General features: G+C 66.0%; 18 protein-coding genes. 8 read left to right on the top strand and 10 right to left on the bottom strand.

What is annotated here, in order from left to right; translation table 11 throughout:
* The 7 genes from Herbaro_RS06940 to Herbaro_RS06970 form a co-directional block, all read right to left on the bottom strand.
* Complete coding sequence (locus Herbaro_RS06940; protein WP_275013099.1) at window positions 1-651, bottom strand: hypothetical protein; 651 nt, start codon at window positions 649-651, stop codon at window positions 1-3.
* Between the two features lie 25 nt (window positions 652-676).
* Complete coding sequence (locus Herbaro_RS06945) at window positions 677-1201, bottom strand: hypothetical protein (protein ID WP_275013100.1); 525 nt, start codon at window positions 1199-1201, stop codon at window positions 677-679.
* A 102-nt stretch (window positions 1202-1303) separates the two neighbouring features.
* Window positions 1304-1897 carry a hypothetical protein gene (locus Herbaro_RS06950; protein WP_275013101.1) on the bottom strand — a complete coding sequence of 198 codons (594 nt, stop codon included), beginning with the start codon at window positions 1895-1897 and terminating at the stop codon, window positions 1304-1306.
* A gap of 19 nt (window positions 1898-1916) precedes the next feature.
* The gene (locus Herbaro_RS06955) at window positions 1917-3296 is read right to left on the bottom strand and encodes an 8-oxoguanine deaminase (RefSeq protein ID WP_275013102.1); all 1380 of its coding nucleotides are present in this window, start codon (window positions 3294-3296) and stop codon (window positions 1917-1919) included.
* Window positions 3297-3930: 634 nt separating this feature from the next.
* Window positions 3931-5694, bottom strand: a complete 1764-nt coding sequence (locus Herbaro_RS06960; protein WP_275013103.1) for an allantoate amidohydrolase — start codon at window positions 5692-5694, stop codon at window positions 3931-3933.
* 282 nt (window positions 5695-5976) lie between these two features.
* Window positions 5977-7371, bottom strand: a complete 1395-nt coding sequence (locus Herbaro_RS06965; RefSeq protein ID WP_275013104.1) for a nucleobase:cation symporter-2 family protein — start codon at window positions 7369-7371, stop codon at window positions 5977-5979.
* Between the two features lie 247 nt (window positions 7372-7618).
* Entirely contained in the window at window positions 7619-8563 is a 945-nt protein-coding gene (locus Herbaro_RS06970; RefSeq protein ID WP_275013105.1) for a LysR family transcriptional regulator, read from the bottom strand.
* Window positions 8564-9338: 775 nt separating this feature from the next.
* On the opposite strand from Herbaro_RS06970, the gene Herbaro_RS06975 reads away from it, so the two are divergent.
* Complete coding sequence (locus tag Herbaro_RS06975) at window positions 9339-10598, top strand: urate hydroxylase PuuD (RefSeq protein WP_275013106.1); 1260 nt, start codon at window positions 9339-9341, stop codon at window positions 10596-10598.
* A 71-nt stretch (window positions 10599-10669) separates the two neighbouring features.
* Entirely contained in the window at window positions 10670-12298 is a 1629-nt protein-coding gene (locus Herbaro_RS06980) for an HAL/PAL/TAL family ammonia-lyase (protein ID WP_275013107.1), read from the top strand.
* Between the two features lie 84 nt (window positions 12299-12382).
* Here Herbaro_RS06980 and Herbaro_RS06985 read toward each other — a convergent pair whose 3' ends face one another.
* Both Herbaro_RS06985 and puuE read right to left on the bottom strand, forming a co-directional pair.
* Window positions 12383-13201: an outer envelope protein gene (locus Herbaro_RS06985; protein ID WP_275013108.1), complete on the bottom strand. Its 819-nt coding sequence runs from the start codon at window positions 13199-13201 to the stop codon at window positions 12383-12385.
* Between the two features lie 178 nt (window positions 13202-13379).
* Window positions 13380-14333 (bottom strand): allantoinase PuuE, encoded by a 954-nt coding sequence (puuE, locus tag Herbaro_RS06990; RefSeq protein ID WP_275013109.1) that lies wholly within the window; start codon window positions 14331-14333, stop codon window positions 13380-13382.
* A gap of 170 nt (window positions 14334-14503) precedes the next feature.
* On the opposite strand from puuE, the gene uraH reads away from it, so the two are divergent.
* Entirely contained in the window at window positions 14504-14857 is a 354-nt protein-coding gene (gene uraH / locus Herbaro_RS06995; RefSeq protein ID WP_275013110.1) for a hydroxyisourate hydrolase, read from the top strand.
* Between the two features lie 65 nt (window positions 14858-14922).
* On the opposite strand, the gene Herbaro_RS07000 is transcribed toward uraH, so the two are convergent.
* Window positions 14923-15483 (bottom strand): gamma carbonic anhydrase family protein, encoded by a 561-nt coding sequence (locus tag Herbaro_RS07000; RefSeq protein ID WP_275013111.1) that lies wholly within the window; start codon window positions 15481-15483, stop codon window positions 14923-14925.
* Between the two features lie 320 nt (window positions 15484-15803).
* On the opposite strand from Herbaro_RS07000, the gene Herbaro_RS07005 reads away from it, so the two are divergent.
* The 5 genes from Herbaro_RS07005 to Herbaro_RS07025 are packed head-to-tail and all read left to right on the top strand — an operon-like array spanning window position 15804 to window position 19121.
* Window positions 15804-16076, top strand: a complete 273-nt coding sequence (locus tag Herbaro_RS07005; protein WP_275013112.1) for a hypothetical protein — start codon at window positions 15804-15806, stop codon at window positions 16074-16076.
* Complete coding sequence (locus tag Herbaro_RS07010) at window positions 16073-16795, top strand: cobalt ABC transporter substrate-binding protein (RefSeq protein ID WP_275013113.1); 723 nt, start codon at window positions 16073-16075, stop codon at window positions 16793-16795. The genes Herbaro_RS07005 and Herbaro_RS07010 overlap by 4 nt, the downstream gene beginning before the upstream one ends.
* A gap of 24 nt (window positions 16796-16819) precedes the next feature.
* Window positions 16820-17122, top strand: coding sequence for a DUF3649 domain-containing protein (locus tag Herbaro_RS07015; RefSeq protein ID WP_275013114.1), 303 nt, complete (start codon window positions 16820-16822; stop codon window positions 17120-17122).
* Complete coding sequence (locus Herbaro_RS07020) at window positions 17119-18759, top strand: PepSY-associated TM helix domain-containing protein (protein WP_275013115.1); 1641 nt, start codon at window positions 17119-17121, stop codon at window positions 18757-18759. Before Herbaro_RS07015 ends, Herbaro_RS07020 begins: the two co-directional genes overlap by 4 nt.
* The gene (locus Herbaro_RS07025) at window positions 18756-19121 is read left to right on the top strand and encodes a DUF3325 domain-containing protein (RefSeq protein WP_275013116.1); all 366 of its coding nucleotides are present in this window, start codon (window positions 18756-18758) and stop codon (window positions 19119-19121) included. Before Herbaro_RS07020 ends, Herbaro_RS07025 begins: the two co-directional genes overlap by 4 nt.
* The last annotated feature ends 9 nt before the right edge of the window (window positions 19122-19130 follow it).

The raw sequence follows: 19130 nt of genomic DNA on the forward strand, positions 1-19130 counted from the left end.
TTATCGGCTGGTCAGCTCGGCCAAGCCACCGCTGCGCTGCATGTCCAGGAGGCATTTGATCAGCATCTGTTCCAGCATGTCGTCGAATACCTGCCTGGGCGGGCGCAGCCTGGCGTCGTCCGGCAGTTTGGATTTTGCCGTCACCGAGTAATATGCGCCACGCACAGCGGAGGACCTGGCGGTCGCGCCCTGGCGCTCGATGAGCAGTGAGAGCTCGAACTCCTCTTTGGTCGTGACATGTCCATCTCCCCAACTCTTGCCGAGCTGGGTGCCCTTGTCGATGGCGTCACCTATGTCGGAAACATTGTTGAGCGTCACCGTCACCGTCCCCATCCCCGATTTCCGTTCTTGAACGATCTCGACCATTCCGGTGCGCTGGAACGCTTCGGTGAACTTCTGTCGGAGCATGTTCATGTCCGGTGGCGGTATCTCGAGTTCCATGAACCCTTTTTCCCTGGATGGCGGATGGCCGTTCATTTGCCATTCGACTTCGAGTTTCAGCTTCAACGGCTCACTATTCTGGGTGAGATCCGCCGCGCTGGCCCTGCTCAGGGAGGTATCGGGATAGGCTCCGACGGCAATGGGGGCGCAGCCGGAGAGCGTGATCGTCAGACTGCAGGCAAGCGCTAGAATGGCTTTTCGGATGTTCATGGAGGGGCGGTGACCTGACGATGTGTTATTTTTCAAAGATACCGAGTTTGGCGGAACCCTGGGCTTCAATCTTTTCGCCGACGATCGTCTTGCTGGCTTCTTCCTCGATCCAGACGGCCGAATACGCTTCGGTCAATTTCCCTCGCACGACATAAACCTTGCCGGCCTCCGGTGTGAAACTGACAACCCCTTTTACGCCATACACGGTGTTGGCCATCGCCATGATGGGCGCGGCATACGTGGTCCGGGCGGAGACGCCGATCTTCAGCGGCTGCGCGGGAATCGGGCGCTGCACCTTCTGGACCGCCATGATCGATCCCCGGCCTTCGTTGGCGCGGCGCGTGGTAAACAGGGCATTGTCGATTTCAGCCTCATTCACGGACAGCGCATAGAAGATGTCGGCCTTGCTCATGCTGTAGACATCGGATGAATCCTTCAGCAGCGCGGTGGGGCCCCTGTAACCTTCCGGTACTGCCGTCGTGTATGTCGCGCAAGCGGACAGTGCGAGCGCTGAAGCCAAGATCAGGCCGGCGCGAAATGCTGTTTTCATGCTGAATTCCCCCTTCATCTGATTTATTCTGATCACCTTCCCGGGTAAGCCCGGAGCCTGATTTTAAATCAATCGGGGCGTATTCTTCCCATGCCGCTTGCATCAATTCTCGCGTAGGGTGAATCGATAGAAGTTGCCGGTCTCGACGAAGCGGGTTCGAAGGATTTCCCCTGATGGAACGCTGGATTTGCCGTCGTCCGCGTATTCGATGAACTCGACGCCCTCCGCGTCGTAGGCCGCGCGGTAGTCGATGATCCTTGCCAGGAAGAAGCGAATTCGTTTTTCCCCATCCAGAGCAATGCCTTTGCACGATCCGAACAGGCTTGGAAGCTTGCGGATGCGTGCTCCCCTTGCCTCCATAAGATAAACCGACAAGTGCCGGGATCCCGTCCCGCTGCTCGAACCCGTTCCTTCAATGCAGTAATGACCGGCGCTACGATACAACGTTGCAGTCTTTCCCAGATCCGCGGGATAGACGTCTTCACCGGGAAAGGCAAGCGCACGGTTGAGACGGTATTGTTTCCCATCGATACGCACGCTATGCCGGGAGGAAACGGCGATCTCCTCGCCATCTCCTGTGAACAGCCGGGCCGGCAAGCTTGCGTAGAGCTCCTCGTAGCTGCTGAACACGCGCGGTTCCTGCGCATGAGCGCTTAGCAGGCCGCAGAGCAGGGCGGCGGGCAGCAGATTCTTCATGGGCGGAGAGGGCGGGATCTCAACGCGCCGCCTCGGCCAGTTCGAGCGACAACTTGTTGTGACGCTCCAGCACCGCCCCCAGGTCGATGGTGGCGAGCTGGCCTTCGCGCACCACCACGCGGCCGTTGATGATGCTCCATGCCACGTCGCCGGGCGTGCAGAACACCAGCGCCGCGACCGGGTCGTGCAGGGCGCCGGCCAGGCCGATGCGGCGCGTGTCGAACAGCGCCACGTCGGCCGACATGCCGGGCTTCAGGGCGCCGATGTCGTCGCGGTTCAATACCTTCGCGCCGCCCAGCGTGGCGATCTCCAGCGCCTGGCGCGCGGTCATGGCGTCGGGGCCGAAGCCCACGCGCTGCAGCAGCATGGCCTGGCGCGCCTCGCCCATCATGTGGGCGGAGTCGTTGGAGGCGCTGCCGTCCACGCCCAGGCCGACCGGCACGCCGGCATCGATCATCTTGCGGATGGGGGCGATGCCCGAGGCCAGTCGCATGTTGGAGCAGGGGCAGTGCGCCACGCCGGTGCCGGTGCGGGCGAAGAGTTCGATGCCGTGGTCGTCGAGCTGCACGCAGTGGGCGTGCCAGACGTCGTGCCCGACCCAGCCGCAATCTTCCGCGTACTGGGCCGGGGTCATGTTGAATTTCTCGCGGCTGTAGGCGATGTCGTTGACGTTCTCGGCCAAGTGGGTGTGCAGCGAGACCTGGTAGTGGCGCGCCAGGTCGGCGGCTTCGCGCATCAGGTCGCGCGAGACCGAGAACGGCGAGCAGGGCGCGACCACGATGCGCTGCATGGCGTGGCGGCCGGCGTCGTGGTAGGTCTCGATCAGGCGGCGGGTGTCTTCCAGGATGGCGCCTTCCTCCTCCACCACGCGATCCGGCGGCAGGCCACCCTTGGACTGGCCCACGCTCATCGCCCCGCGCGCGCCGTGGAAGCGCATGCCGATCTGGGCGGCGGCTTCCAGGCTGTCGTCCAGGCGGGTCTTGTTGGGATAGATGTAGAGGTGGTCGCTGCTGGTGGTGCAGCCGGAGAGGATCAGCTCGGCCATCGCGGTCAGCGTGGAGACCTTGATCATCTCGGGGGTGAGGCCGGCCCAGATCGGGTAGAGGTTGGTGAGCCAGCTGAAGAGTTCGCCGTCCTGCGCGGCGGGGATGGCGCGCGTGAGGCTCTGGTACATGTGGTGGTGGGTGTTGACCAGGCCGGGGAGGGCGACGTGGTGCGCGGCGTCGATGATCTCGTCGGCTTCTTGCGGCAGCGCGCCGGTGCGGCCTACCTGCTCGATGACGTTGTTGCGGATGAAGATGGCGCCGTCCTTGATCTCTTCGCGGGTGTCGTTCATGGTGACGACGACGGCGGCATTCCTGATCAGCAGGGTACGGTTGGGGGCGTGCGCTTGGGGCATGTCGGGACTCCTTGGTGTGTTCCTTGTTTGGTTTTTGGGTTTGTTCCGGCGCAGGTGACAGTGGAGTCCCTTGTTGTCCCTATTGACGCTGCGGCGGGGTGGGTTGGTATTTGTTTTTAAGTTGTTAGTTTTTGATTGCTTGAGTAGTTTGGTCTTGCTGCCTGCAGATGTACCGGCTTTAGTCTTATCTCTCTCTGGTCGGAGCGGAGCGCCGGGGACGGCCCGGCAGCCGCTCACTTTCTTTGGCCCGCCAAAGAAAGTAAGCAAAGAAAACGGCCCCTAAGTGCCAGCCCCTTCGGGGTTCCCGTCGGTGCGCGCTAAAAAGTGGGGTCGTCAGAGTCGCTGCGCTCCGACTGACGCCCTGATCCACTTTTTAGTGCGCACCGACGGCTGGCCCACAAGGGGAACGGCATGTCCGGCTCGCCTGCGGCATCGCGGGTCTCCGACTCGCCTGCGGCTTTGTCTTGCTTGCTGCCGTCACTCGCTACTTGCTACTTGCTACTTGCTACTCGTTACTTGTTACTCGCTGGCGCTTCGCTTCGGCGAATCACTCTCGCATTTAATCCGTCATCCCGGCGCAGGCCGGGATCCAGTGTCGTTCAACGGACGTGGATGCTTAACAAACGTCCCTCCATCACTGCTTCGGCCGGAAGCTGCGCAGGAAATCCAGCAGGATCCGTCCCGATACCTCGGCGTCGTCCGCAGTCATGGTCTCCAGCGGGTTGTGGCTGATGCCGCCGTTGCCGCAGCGGGTGAACAGCATGCAGACGTCGGTCATCCTGGCGATCGTCATGGCGTCGTGGCCGGCGCCGGAGGCCAGTTCGAAGGGGGCGATGCCGGCGCGCTCGGTGGCCGCCGCCAGTTGTTGCATCAGCCATGGCGCGCAGGGCGCGGCCGGGGCGGAGACGGTTTCTTCGATCCTGGCGTCGACGCTGCGGCGTTCGCAGATTTCCTCGATCTTCTCCAAGACGTCGGCCACCGCGGCCAGGCGCACGTCGTCGCGGGCGGCGCGGATGTCCAGCGAGAGCTGGCAGGCGCCGGGGATGACGTTGGTCGAGCCGCGCGGCACCTGCAGCTGGCCGACGGTGCCCACCAGCGAGGCGTGCTGGTCCCGCGAGCAGCGTTGCTCCACGTAGAGGATGATCTCGGCGGCCGCCGCGGCGGCGTCGCGGCGCATGTCCATCGGCGTGGTGCCGGCGTGGCTTGCCACGCCCTTCAAGTCCACCAGGTAGCGCGAACTGCCGGCGATCGAGGTGACGATGCCCACCGGCAGGTCGCGGTTCAGCAGCACCGGGCCTTGCTCGATGTGGACTTCCACGTAGCCCAGGATGTCGGACGGGTCGCGCGCGATCTGCGGGATGGCGGCGACGTCGTGGCCGGCCTGGGTGATGACCTCGCGCATGGAGACGCCGTCGCGGTCTTGCAGCTCCAGCAGGTTCAGGTCGAATTGGCCGATCACGGCGTTGCTGCCGAGGAAGGTGCTCTTGAAGCGCACGCCTTCTTCTTCCGAGAAGGCGATCACTTCGAAGTGGAAGGGGAGGGTCTCGCCGCGTTCGTTGAGTTCCTTGACGGCCGCGATGGCCAGCAGGATGCCTTCGCGGCCGTCGTACTTGCCGCCGTTGCGCACCGTGTCGTAGTGCGAGCCGGTCAGCAGCGTCCTGGCCTGCGGGTCGGTGGAAAGGTAGCGGCCGACCACGTTGCCCACGGCGTCGATATGCACATGCATGCCGGCTTCGCGCATCCAGTGCGCGATCTGGTCGGCGGTGCGGCGGTGGGCCTCGGTCAGGTAGGTGCAGGTCAGCGCGCCTTCGTCCTCCGACAGCGCGCCGATTTCCTCCGCCCATTGCATCACGGTGGCGCCCAGCGCGGGCCGGTGGCCGAGCAGGTCGTTGATGCGCATCTCGGCGATGCGGCCGATCTGGCGCAGCGCTTCGCGCAGCTCGTCTTCCGGCTGGTTGCGCAGGCGACGGGTGAAGGTGGCGAGGATCTGCTGGCGCGTCAGGCCGGCGCCGGTGGGGCCCTTGACCGCCAGGATGAAGGGGAAACCGAAGCGCGCGTTGTAGTCGGCGTTGAGCTTTTGCAGCGCGGCGAATTCTTCCGGCGTGCACAGGTTCAGGCCGGCCTTGGCCTGCTCGCCGGTCGACTCGGCGGTCAGCTCGCCGGCGATCGCGGCGCGGCCGGCCAGCTCAGGGTGGGCCCGGATCAGGCCCAGCTGTTCGGCGCGCTCGGCTTCGGTGACCACCTTTTGCAGCGCCAGCTTGAACGCCGCCAGGGTGCGGAACGGACGCTGCGCCGCGGCGCGCTCGGGAATCCAGGGCGAGTGCTCGTAGATGCCCTGCAGGGCGGCGATGAAGGCCGGGGCCTCGGCGTGGTTGAGTTGTTCCAGTGTCGTCGTCATGTGCTTGCCGGGCGGGCTTGGCCGACCGGTCCCTTGGGTTGTGTTCGTGGGCGCGGGCGGCGCCGCTTGCCGGCATCTGATTTTCACGATTGTCGGGCGCGATTGTCGCGCCCGAATGTCGTGGACAGCCGCCGCCGGGCGCGCTTTTCTCCGCAGGCTAGACTTTAAAACATCCGGGCCGGATTGGCATCAGCCGTTTCATCTGGGCGCTATGCGATTTCGCTTATCACCGCACATATGGGGCGGCCGATATAAGCCTCATCTGCGCCGCCCGTGGCCGCATCAGTGGTCGGAACTTTGCGCCGCCGCCACCGCGTAGCGCGCCGCGTCCTCCTGGCTGCCGCGGCCGTTGAAGAACAGGTTGAGCGCCACGGCCATGCTGGAGGCCAGCAGGATGCCGCTGTGGAAGATGGTGCCGAGGAAAGGCGGCATCTTGTCGAAGAAGCCCGGGGCGACGATGGGAATCATGCCCACGCCGATGCTGATGGCGACGATGAACAGGTTGTTGCGGTTGCCGTGGAAATCGACCTTGGAGAGGATCTTGATGCCGGTCGCCGCCACCATGCCGAACATCACGATGCCGGCGCCGCCCAGCACGAACTGCGGGATCGAGGCCGCCACGTGGGCCATCTTGGGGAACAGGCCGAAGGCCACTAGGATCACGCCGGCGGCCACGCAGACGAAGCGGCTGCGGATGCCGGTCACGCCCACCAGGCCGACGTTCTGCGAGAACGAGGTGTAGGGGAAGGTGTTGAACACGCCGCCGATGACGGTGCCCAGGCCGTCCACCCGCAAGCCGCGCGCCAGCGTCTTGTCGTCGACCGGCTTGCCGACGATGTCGCCCAGGGCCATGAACATGCCGGTGGACTCGATCATGGTCACGATCATCACCAGGCACATGCTGACGATGGAGGCCAGGTCGAACTGCGGCATGCCGTAGTGGAAGGGGCGGATCATGGCGAACCAGTCGGCCGCGTCCAGGCCGTCGAAGCTGATCTTGCCCAGGCCGAAGGCGACCACGAAGCCGACCGCCATGCCCATCAGCACCGAGATGTTGGAGATGAAGCCCCGGGTGTACTTGGTGATCAGCAGGATGGACACCAGCACCAGGGCCGCGATGGACAGCGACAGCGGCGAGCCGTAGTCGGGGTTGGGCACCTTGACGAACACGCCGTCCACCAGCTTGCCGATCACCGGCTGGCCGCCGGCGGCCCAGTTGATGCCCACGCCCATCAGCGACACCCCGATCACCGTGATCACGGTGCCGGTGACCACCGGCGGGAAGTAGCGCATCAGCTTGCTCATGTAGGGCGAGGCGAGGATGCAGAACAGGCCCGAGGCGATCACCGCGCCATAGATGTGCAGGATGGAGAGCGAGGGATTGTTGGCCATCGCCACCATCGGCCCGACGGCGGCGAAGGTCACGCCCATCATGACCGGCATGCGGATGCCGAACTTCCAGATGCCGGCGCTCTGGATGATGGTGACCAGGCCGCAGCAGAACAGGTCGGCGCTGATCAGGTAGGCGATCTCGGACTTGGGCAGGTTCAGCGCGCCGCCGATGATCAGCGGCACGGCGATGGCGCCGGCATACATCACCAGCACGTGCTGCATGCCGAGCGCGAACAGTTTGAATACGGGCAGGCGTTCATCCACCGGATGGCTTTGGGTTTGCATGGCTGTCTCCAGATATTTTTATAAGGGAACCTGACATGTGACCGCGCATCCCGCCTGGCGGCGGGGCGTGCCTTGTCGATTGAAAGGTGGTTCCGGTCCAGGTCCGTGTTCCGCGTCTGTGTGCGGATACCGGCCTGATGCTGGCGATACTAATGCAATCCGGCAGGTGCGATATATAGGGCGCGGCATACCGCCTGGCGCGTTGCAGATATAGTCGCCAGCCGCGCAATCCGGCCCCCGGCGCGGCTTAGCCGCGCACCTGCGCGACCAGCTTGGCGGCCGCGCTGACCTGGGCGCGCAGCCATTTGTGTTCGGTCGCCTGGTGCACGCGCTCGTGCCACAGCTGGTAGAAGCGCAGCGGCGGGAACTTGATCGGCACCGCATAGCTCTTCAGCGCCAGCAGTTTTTCGTAGAAGCTGGCGAACTGCTGGCCGGCGGTCAGCACCAGGTCGGTTTGCGCCACCATGTAGGGCAGCATGCGGAAATGGGCCGACTCCACCACCACGTTGCGGTGCAGGTTCTGCTTCTCCAGGAAGGTGTCGATGGTGCCGTGGTAGCCGGGCAGGATCTGCGAGGGCGCGGCGTGCGGCAGCGAGAGATAGTCCTCGATGCTCATGGCGTCGCGCGCGGTGCGCTTGGCGTAGGCGCAGTCGGCGCGCATCAGGCACACGATGGGATCGTCGAACAGCTTGGAGAGGTGCAGGTGCGGCGGCGGCTCGTCCCAGTTGGCGATCACCAGGTCCAGCTCGCCGTCCGAGAGCAGGCGCACGTAGTCGGTCTCGGGGCCCAGCGCGTGGATCACGATGTGACTGCGCGGCGACTCGCGCCGCAGCCGCGCGATCACCTCGGTGAAGAAGGGCGTGTTCATGTAGTCGGGCGCGGCGATGTGGAAGGTGCGTTCCTCCTCTTGCGGCACGAAGGCGGTCTTGGGCACGAACAGGCGCTCGGTCTCGTCGAGGATGCGCTTGGCAGGCTTCAACAGGCTTTCGCCGTGCTGGGTCGGCACCATGCCGCGCGCGCCGCGCACCAGCAGCGGGTCGCCGGTGAGCTCGCGCAGCTTGCGCAGCGAGGCCGAGATCGAGGGCTGCGGCTGGTTCAGCTTCAAGGCCACGCGCGAGACGTTTTTCTCGCACAGCAGCAGGTAGAGGATGCGGATGAGGTGGATGTCGAGATGGTCTGGCAGCCTGGACATGTGGATGTCTCCGGGTTCTTCGTTCAAGCGCGTGGTGATCGCGCAAAAAGGCAGGTGACGGTTTTTCGTTCACTCTGGTGGCGTTCGCGTCTGCACCCGCGAGGCCGGTTGCTTCGTCACTTGGTCTTGCTCCGATGGCATGCCTGGGGCGGCGTCGGCGGCGCCCATGGGATGCAAGCATCATGCCCGGGGGCAATGGCCTGCGGATGGTCCGCCGCGTCGTGCTCTTGTCGTTTGCCGCTGTGTCGCCGTTGTTGCGCGCCGGCCGGTCTCTGCGGCCTTTTTACCCGTGTCCCGGCTCGGTGGCACGGTCGGCATGGGTTGGTTGGTATCGATGAATTGCGCGCGAACGCAAGCGTCCCACATTTCCGACTCATTTTTGTATATGGAACCGCGTATGTCAAATATACGTGGGGGGCCATGTTTTGGCGCGTCGGCGGCGTTTATCTTTCGTGCAACCGGTCCGAGCCACGGAAAACGCTCGCCTCACAAGGGCGGCCAGTACGCAGCGCGGGCCGACATAACAGATGGCGCAGCCATCGGGTCGCAGCGGCGGCGACGGCAGGAGACCGGCAGGGTACGCGCCCGCAATGGCTTCCTGGCTCGCTGGAAGCTTCTCATCCACTTGCAATCATGTTGCCGCGCGGTATCGCAGCCGCGCGCCGGGCGTGCCTGCGCGGGGGAGGGGCTTCCATCGCGGCCCTTTCCTGAGGCGCTGCCTCGCCTGTCCGGAGCAAGTCGCGGTGGCGGACGGGAATCCTGAGTTGGGGAAGACATGGAAGCATTATTGGTATCGTACGGCGTCGAATGGGCCAACCTGCTGGTGCGCTGGTTGCACCTGATCACCGGCATCGCCTGGATCGGCGCATCGTTCTATTTCGTCTGGCTGGACAATTCGATCCGCCCGCCCAAGGCCGGCAGCGACCTGGAGAAGAAGGGCGTGTCCGGCGAGCTGTGGGCGGTGCATGGCGGCGGTTTCTACAATCCGCAAAAATATCTGGTGGCGCCGGCCGAGCTGCCGCAAGAGCTGCACTGGTTCAAGTGGGAGGCCTACGCCACCTGGATCACCGGCGTCGCCATGCTGTTCATCGTGTACTACTTCAACGCCTCGGCCATGATGGTCGACAGGTCGGTCGCCAACCTCTCCGGCATCGAAGCGGTGGGCGTGGGCATCGGCACGCTGGTGCTGGGCTGGATCGTCTACGACCTGCTGTGCCGCTCGCCGCTGGGCAGGAAGGAAGGCTTGCTGGGCCTGGTGATGTTCGTCTTCATCGTGGCCGTGGCCTGGCTGCTGACGCACCTGCTGTCGGGGCGCGCCGCCTACATCCACGTGGGCGCCATGATCGGCACCATCATGGTGGGCAACGTGCTGATGGTGATCATCCCCGGCCAGCGCAAGCTGGTGGAGGCGATGAAGCAGGGCCGCTCGCCCGACCCGATCCACGGCCGCCGGGGCAAGCAGCGCAGCGTGCACAACAACTACTTCACGCTGCCGATCCTGTTCATCATGATCAGCAACCACTACGCGATGACCTACACGCATGCGTACAGCTGGCTGGTGCTGGCCGCGATCATGGCGGCGGGCGTGCTGATCCGTCACTTCTTCAACCTGCGGCACAAGGGGCGGGTGTCGGTGGGCTATCCGATCGCCGGCGCGGCGCTGCTGCTGGCGGTGGCCGTGGCCATCGCGCCCAGGCCGGCGCCGCGGCCTGCCGCAAACACCGGGGCCGTCACGGTCGATCCGGCCCAAAGTGTACCTGTCGCCGCCGCGGCCGGCGGCGTAGACTTCGGCCGCGTGCAGGAGGTCGTCACGCAGCGCTGCGTGAGCTGCCATGCGGCGCAGCCGACGCAGGCGGGCTTCGCCACCGCGCCGGCCGGGATGATGCTGCAGACGCCCGAACTGATCCGCCAGCACGCCGCCAAGGTGTACCAGCGCGCGGTGCAGACCCGGGACATGCCGCTGGCCAACATGACCCACATGACCGACGACGAGCGGGCGCTGATCGGCGCCTGGTTCGAAGCCGGCGCGAAATAAGCCATCGGCATCATTGACATCACCGCGACGCAATCGCACCGGACAACGATAAAAGGAAGGCAAGAATCCCCATGCAGACCATCACCATCGACGGCTTCAACCTGACCGCGCAGCAAGTGGTCGACGTCGCCCGCGCCCCGCACCTCAAGGTGGCGCTGGCCGACTCCTCTCGCGCGGCATTGAAGCAAAGCCGCGACTACATCGAAAGCACCTGGATGCACGACGAGGCGCCGATGATGTACAGCTTCAACACCGGCGTGGGCCTGTTGAAGGACACCCGCATCAAGGTTGAGCACATCGAGCTGTTCCAGACCCAACTGATCCGCGCCCACAGCGCCGGCATCGGCGAGCCGTTCCCGGAGGAGGTCAGCCGCGCCACCATGCTGCTGCGCGCCAACGCCTTCGCCTCCAACTATTCGGCGCCGCGGGTGGAGGTGGTGGATCGCCTGCTGGCCTTCATCAACGCCGGCATCCATCCAATCATGCCGCAGAAGGGCTCGGTGGGCGCCTCCGGCGACCTGGCGCCGCTGGCCTACCTGGCCGCCGCCATCGCCGGCTTCGAGGAGGCCGAGGTGATGTACCGGGGGCAGCGCATGCGCGCGCCGCAGGCCATCACGCAAGCCGGCATCGGCCCGGTGCGGTTCGACCTCAAGGCCAAGGACGCCTCGGCCCTGATCAACGGCTGCACCGCCTCGCTGGCCGTTGCGATCCTGGCCGCGCACGACGCCCGCCACCTGCTCACCGACGCCTGCCTGTCGCTGGGCCTGACGCTGGAGGCGATGCGCGCCGAGATGTCCGCCTTCGACCCGCGCATCCAGCAGGCGCGCCCGCATGCCGGCCAGATCAAGACCGCGCAGGTGGTGCGCACGCTCCTGAAGGGCTCCACCCGCACCACCCACGAGGCGCGCGCCGTGCAGCTGCCGGACGAGCTGCGCCGCACCGACATCCCCTACACCGCGCGCATCCAGGACGTGTACTCGCTGCGCTGCTCGCCCCAGGTCTACGGCCCGGTGTTCGATGCGCTGGATTACATCGACACCATCATCGAAAAGGAGACCAACTCCGCCACCGACAATCCGCTGATCTTCAACAAGGAAGACGGCGAGGGCTTCGAGATCATCTCCGGCGGCAATTTCCACGGCCAGTACCTGGCGCAGGCGATGGACCTGCTGGCCATGGCCATCACCGACCTGGGCAGCATCTGCGAGCGCCGCGTGGCGCGCCTGATCGACCCGACGCTGTCGTGGGGCCTGCCGCGCAACCTGATGAGCGGGGTGCGCGGCGTCAACACCGGCTACCCGGTGGTGCAGTGCTCGCTCAGCTCGCTGGTGATGGAAAACCGCACGCTGTCGATGCCGGGCAGCGTGGACAGCATCCCGTCCAAGGGCAACAGCGAAGACCACATCTCCAACTCGACCTGGTGCGCGCGCAAGGCGATGACGGTGGTGCAGAACACGCAGTACATCGTCGGCGTGGAAATGCTGCTGGCGGCGCAGGCGCTGACCATGACCGAGGAGCTGCTGAAGGACTTCAGGCTGGGCCAGGGCACGCAGGCCGCCTATGACGAGATCCGTCGCCAGATCCCGGCTTGCCTGGACGGCGACCGCTGGTTCCACGACGACATCCAGGCCGCGCACGGCTTCGTGGTCAGCGGCTCGGTGCGCAACGCGGTGATCGCCGGCATCGGGCAGTTCGTCTGAGCTCGCGACGCCAATGCGCCAATGAAAAAGCCCGGCGATGCCGGGCTTTTTTATTCGAGTACGGAGGGCGCGCGCCCGAGGTAATCAGAAGTGGTATTCCATGCGCACCATCGGCGTGCTGGCGGTAGCGCCCGGCACCTTGTTCTGGTTGCCGAACTTGTTGCGCCAGTATTGGTATTCCAGGCCCAGGCGCAGCGTGTTCTTGCCCATGCCGATGCTGTTGCCGACGTCGTACATGATCTGGCCGTCGAAGTTCAGCTCGGGCGAGGTGGGTACGCCGAACTCGTCGCGGCCCTTGGCGGCGATGTAGTTCATGTAGCCCTCGAAGGCGAAGCCGGAGCTGCCGATGGGGATGCCCCAGGCCAGGTTCAGCATCGGGTGCGCGTCGTAGTTGTAGCGGCTGGAGATGCTCCTGGGCTTGTTGCTCTCGAACAGCGCCAGGATGCTCACGTTGAGGAAGCCCGGCACGTCCATCATCAGGGTCGGGCCGACCACCCACATGCGCTTCTTCGAGGCGTAGCCGCTGTCGTTCTTGGTGTTCCAGTCGAAGCCCAGCGTCATGCCCACGCCGCGCGCCGGGCCGAAGGAGAGGTCGCGGCCGGCGATCTTGCCGATGTCCAGCGTGTGGCGATAGGTGACGTAGACTTCCCGCGCGTTGTCGTCCTTGTTGTCGGACATCAACAGGTCGACGTTGAGGAAATTGGTGCCGTACTTGTAGCCGCTGCTGTGCATGAAGTTGACGACGTTCTTGCTGATGTCCTGCGTGTGGTAGGGCTCGGCGAAGCGGGTGCCGTAGCGGTAGCCGATGGAATTGTCGGCCCAGTCGACGGCGGCCGCGGCGCCGGAGGCGGCCATCAGGCCGGCGGCGATGACGCCCTGGATGCGCAGGGAAGCTTGTTGCATGGTTTTTCCTCCTCGTAGGGATGATCGCGCTTGGTTATTGGTATGCGCGTGTCCGTGGTGCCGCCACGGCGGTGCTGCAGCGAGATGCTCAGGGGCTCGCATTCTACGCCAGCCGGTGGGTGGCGCGATACGGGCACGTGGCCGGCGGCAGGGTGGGCCGGCGCTTTGCGCGCGACGATCAGCTCCTGTTGGGAGCGGATGGCGTGTGCGGATGGATCTTGCGCCAGTGGTCGGCGATGTCGATGCGGCGCGCGATCCAGACCCGGTCGCGGCTGCCGATGTAGTCGAGGAAGCGCGCCAGCGCCGCGGCGCGTGCCGGACGGCCGGCCAGCCGGCAATGCAGCCCGACCGACAGCATCTTGGGCCGGTCCAGGCCGTCCGGGTCGCCTTCGGCGTAGAGGGTGTCGAAGGCGTCCTTCAGGTAGTCGAAGAACTGGGCGCCGGAGTTGAACCCCTGCGGCGCGGCGAAGCGCATGTCGTTGGTGTCGAGCGTGTAGGGCACGATCAGCTGGGGCGTCACGGCGCCGCCGGTGGCGACCTCTTCCCAGTAGGGCAGGTCGTCGGCGTAGCTGTCGGCGTCGTAGCTGAAGCCGCCGTGCTCGGCCACCAGCCGGCGCGTGTTGGGCGAGTCGCGCCCGGTGTACCAGCCCAGCGGCGGCGCGCCGGTGAGTTCGCGGATGATGGCGACGGCCTCGGCGATGTGGCGCCGTTCGGTGGCTTCGTCGATGTGTTGGTAGCTGATCCAGCGCAGGCCGTGGCAGGCGATCTCGTGGCCCAGTTCCAGGAAGGCGGCGGTGGCCTCCCGGTTGCGCTGCAGCGCGCGCGCCACGCCGAACACGGTCAGCGGCAGGCGGCGCTCCTCGAACATGCGCAAGAGGCGCCACAGGCCGGCGCGCGAGCCGTATTCGTAGATCGATTCCATGCTCATGTGGCGCGCGGCGAAGCTTTGCGCGCCGATGATCTCGGAGAGGAAGGTCTCGGAGCCGGCGTCGCCGTCCAGGACGCAGTTTTCCGCCCCTTCCTCGTAGTTCAGGACGAACTGCACGGCGATGCGGGCGCCGCCCGGCCAGCGCGCGTGGGGCGGACGGCGGCCGTAGCCGGCCAGCTCGCGCGGATATGCGGGGTCTTTCATGTCTCCAGCCTTGTCTTGGTTTTTTAGCGGTAAGGCATTATGTCCGCGCAACGGATGACTGGTATAAGGTGGTCCATATATGGACTTGGAGGCGGCGGTATATCATGCCCGGCATCGCATCGACGCATGCGCACCCCGCCAGGCAAACCAACGAGGAAAAGGGAAACATCATGGGAAAACTGAGCACGCACGTGCTGGACATCACCAAAGGCAAGCCCGGCGCCGGCGTCAGCCTGGCGCTGTATGCGCTGGAGAACGGCCAGCGCAGGCTGCTCAAGAACGCCGTCACCAACGGCGACGGCCGCTGCGACGAACCGCTGCTGGCCGGCGACGCGCTGCGCGCCGGCAAGTATGAGCTGGTGTTTTGCGCCGGCGACTACTTCGCCGCGCAAGGCGTGGAGCTGCCCAGTCCGCGCTTCGTCGACGAGGTGGTGATCGCCTTCGGCATCGCCGACCCGGCGCAGAATTACCATGTGCCGCTGGTGGTCTCGCCCTGGGCCTACTCGACCTATCGCGGCAGCTGATCTTCCGGCGCCTGCAAAAACGGCCGCTCCCGTGACGGGAGCGGCCGTTTTGTTTTGGGGCCGTATCAGAACTCGTTCTGCAGTTTCTTGTAGCCCAGCACCAGCTCGTTGTTGGTGCGCGCCACGTCTTCCGAGAATTCCGAGGCGGCCACCGACACGCGGGCGATGCTGGCGAGGTCGGTCTTGGGGCCGATGCGTTCGGTGGAGGGCACGTAGAAGCCGGCCGGCAGGTCGCAGCCGTCCACCACGGCGTTGTGGCGCACCACGCAGCCGGCGCCGATGCTGCAGTTGAACAGCACGCTGTTGAAGCCGATGAAGGCGCCGTCGCCGACCGTGCAGGGGCCGTGCACGATGGCGCGGTGGGCGATCGAGGTGCGCTCGCCGATGGTAACGGCGGCGCCGGACTTGGAGTGGATCACCACGCCGTCCTGGATGTTGGAGTGGGCGCCGATGATGATGGGCTCCATTTCGCCGTCGGCGTCGACTTCGTCGGCGCGGATCACGGCGTAGGGGCCGATGAAGACGTTTTCATGGACGATCACCTTGCCGCACAGAATGGCGGTCTGGTCGACGTAGGCGGATTCATGGACTTGGGGCCGGTGGCCGGATGGGTTGCGGCGAAGCATGGGGCGGATTCTCCAGTTCAGGGTTGGGGCGGTCGCCCGCGGGCCGCAGCTCGTATCCGGCGCGGCGGGGCAAACCGGCTAAAGATCATACCCTGTGTGTCAAGCGCCCGCCGGCGCAGGGCAGGGACTCGCGCGGCACGGGTGGCGCGCCGCCAAAGGTCTTGTCGTTTCCCTTGTCCGAAGGGCGGGCAGGCAATATAATTGATAATCATTCTCAAGATAGAGAACAAAGCAAAGCGTCCCGCCGGTGCAACACAGGGCAGGGACGCCAGCCATCGGGAACCAGGGAACGGGTCGGCAACAGGCCAGCAGGAATGGCCATGGCCATGGTCAGGCGAGGGACCGATGAAGCCGGGCGCGGGAGCGCCCAGGCTTCACCGCCGTCGTCGCCATCGTTGAATACGCCAGCCGCCGCCGGCATCGTCCGGCCGTCGCGCGCCAGGCATCCTTTTCCAACCGTACCGGTCTCCGACGGCAATCCGTTCGCGCCAAACGAAACGGCATGCGCGCTTGCGCGCGGCGTGCCGTTTGTCCAGCTCAATGTCATCCAGAGTGTCATCAGAAAACAAACATCGAAAGGAATAAGTTCATGAAGCGTTTGGCGATCGTATCGGGTCTGCTCACTTCCCTCGTGCTGGCGGCGCCGGCCTCTGCCCACCAGATCTGGCTGCAGCAGGACGCCAAGGGCGCCCAGCTGTACTTCGGCGAATTCGGCGAGAACCTGCGCGAAGCCTCGCCCGGCCTGCTCGACAAGTTCGTCTCGCCCAGCGCCGTGCTGATCAGCCCCAACGGCGACCGCACGCTGGACCTCGCCAAGAAGTCCAATGCCTTCAACCTGTCGGCCAAGGCCGGCAAGGGCGAATCCATCGTCGCCGAGGAAGCGCACTATCCGGTGTTCGAGAACAAGCACGGCGGCGGCACGCCGACCCGCACCGCCTGGACCCCGGCCGCGCGCCTGGTGACCTCCGGCGAGGCGCAGGAGCCGCGCCTGACCCTGGACCTGCTGCCCACCGGCAAGCCCGGCGAGTTCAAGGTGACCTACAAGAACCAGCCGCTGCCCAAGGCCAAGGTCGGCCTGGTGGTGCAATCGGGCTGGATGAAGGAAGCCTATTCCAACGAGCAGGGCCTGGTGCAGTTCGAGCTGCCCTGGCAAGGCGTCTACGTGGCTGAAGTCCACCACACCGACAAGACCGCCGGCGAGCGCGACGGCAAGCCCTTCGACACTGCCAGCTTCGTGACCACCCTGTCGCTGGTGCAGGCCAAGGGCATCAAGGCGCTTGCCGCCGGTCCGGCCGCCAAGCCCAACAAGTAATCGCGTAAGGCAGCGGCACCGACCATGAAATCGACGACGCAATCCGGCCCGACGGCGATGTATCGCCTGGCGGTCCTCTCCCGCATCGTGGCCGCGGTCGCCTGCGGCTACGCGCTGGCGGCGCTGTGCACCGCGCTGCTGGCGGCATGGCTGCCGATGGCCAGGGCCGACGCGGCGATGACGGCCACCATGCTGTCCTTCCTGATCTATACCTGTGCGGTGATCTGGGTGTTCGCCGCGCGCGACGCCTGGCGCGCCTGGACCGGCCTGGGCTTGCCCACGCTGGCGCTGGCGCTGGCGTACTGGTTCGGCAGGAGCGCGGCATGAGGGAAGGATTTCGCCAGTCGATGGCGTGGCTGCACACCTGGAGCGGCCTTCTGGTGTGCTGGGTGCTGCTGCTGGTGTTTTCGGCCGGCACGGCCAGTTATTTCAAGGAAGAGATCACCTTCTGGATGAGCCCCGAGCTGCATGGCTCGGCCCGCCAGGAGGTAGCGCCGGCGGTGGCCCTGCAGCATGCGGTGGAGCACCTGCAACAGCAGGCGCCGCAGGCCGAGCGCTGGTTCATCAGCATGCCCTCGGAACGCGGCAGCGCCATGCGCGTGGGCTGGGTCAGCCCGCCGCCCAAGGACGGCGCCAAGGGCGGGGCGCGCAGCCGCTTCAAGAGCGAGACCATCGATCCCGCCACCGGACAGAAGCTGGCGGCGGTGCGCGAGACCCGCGGCGGCGAGTTCCTGTATCGCCTGCATTTCGACCTGCACTATATGCCGGCGCTGTGGGCGCGCTGGATCGTCAGCATCTGCGCCATGTTCATGCTGGTGGCCATCGTCAGCGGTGTGATCACGCACAAGCGCATCTTCAAGGATTTCTTCACCTTCCGTCCCGGCAAGGGCCAGCGTTCCTGGCTGGACGCGCACAACGCCGCCGCGGTGCTGGCGCTGCCGTACCACCTGATGATCACCTATACCGGCCTGATCACGCTGATGTTCATGCTCATGCCCTGGGGCGTACAGGCCAACTACAAGGGGCCGGGCGGCGAGTCCGCCTTCTTCGAGGAAGTGTTCCCGGTCGGCGCCGGCCGCGCCAAGCCGGCCGGCGTGCCCGCCGCGCTGACGCCGCTGGGGCCGGTCGCCGAGCAGGCCTTGCGGCACTGGAACGGCGCGCGCCTGGCCACTATCGTGGTCAACAACCCGGGCGACGCCAACGCCACCATCGTCGTCACGCGCGAGAAGATGCGCACGCTCTCCTACCTGCAGCCGGGCATGATGTTCAACGGCGTCACCGGCGTGCAGGCCTCGGTCGTGGGCGACGAGCCCAGCGGCGCGGCGCTCACGCGCGGCGCGCTGTACGGCCTGCACATGGGGCACTTCGCCGACGCCTGGCTGCGCGTGCTGTTCTTCCTGTGCGGCCTGTCGGGCTGCGTCATGGTGGCCAGCGGCGCGCTGCTGTGGGCGGTCAAGACGCGCCAGAAGCAAGCCAAGGCGATTGCCGCCGGCGCGCGCGCCAGCTTCGGGCTGCGCCTGGTGGATGCCCTGAACATCGGCGCCATCGCCGGCCTGCCGATTGCCTTCGCCGCCTATTTCTGGGCCAACCGCCTGGTGCCGGTCGGACTGCCGCAGCGGCCGCAAATGGAGATCACCTGGTTCTTCGCGGCATGGGCGATCGCCGCCGTGCTGGCGCAGCTGCGACCGACCCTGGGCATGTGGCGCTTCCAGCTCTCGGTGGGCGCGGCCATGCTGATCGGCATTCCCATCCTCAACGTCTTCACCACGCACTCGCACCTGGGCGTGACGCTGTTCCTGGGGCGCGGCCCGTGGCCGGTGGCCGGCTTCGACATCACCGTGCTGCTGCTGGGCATCGCGTTGGCGCTGGTGGTGCGCGCGCTCAACCGGCGCGGCAGGAAGCAGGCCAAGGCTGCGCCCGCCCGCGCCGGCCATGACGCCGCCAAGCTGAAGGAGGCCGCATGATGGATCCCTTCGGTTTCATGCTGGCGATGGTGCTGGCCTATTGCGCATGGAGCGCGCTGGCCATCGGCATGGACCGCCACTACGCCGACATCCACGGCCGCGGCGCCGAGCCGCCCGCGGCCATGCGCCGCCGCATGCGCCGGCTGGGAACGCTGGGCATCGCGCTGACCTTCGCGGTGGCGGTAAGGATGCAGGGCTGGACCATCGGCCCCGTCGGTTGCCTGGGCTTCCTGACCATGGCCGGCGTGCTGCAGGTGCTGTCGCTGACGTATGTGCCGGCGCGCGTGCCGGTGTGGTCGCGCCGGCTGCTGTATTCGGCGCCGGTCTGGGCCGCGCTGTGGCTGCTCGACATGGCGGCCTGAGCCGCAGCG

Origin of the sequence: Herbaspirillum sp. WKF16 (genome assembly GCF_028993615.1) — a bacterium.
Taxonomy (GTDB): Bacteria; Pseudomonadota; Gammaproteobacteria; order Burkholderiales; family Burkholderiaceae_D; genus Herbaspirillum.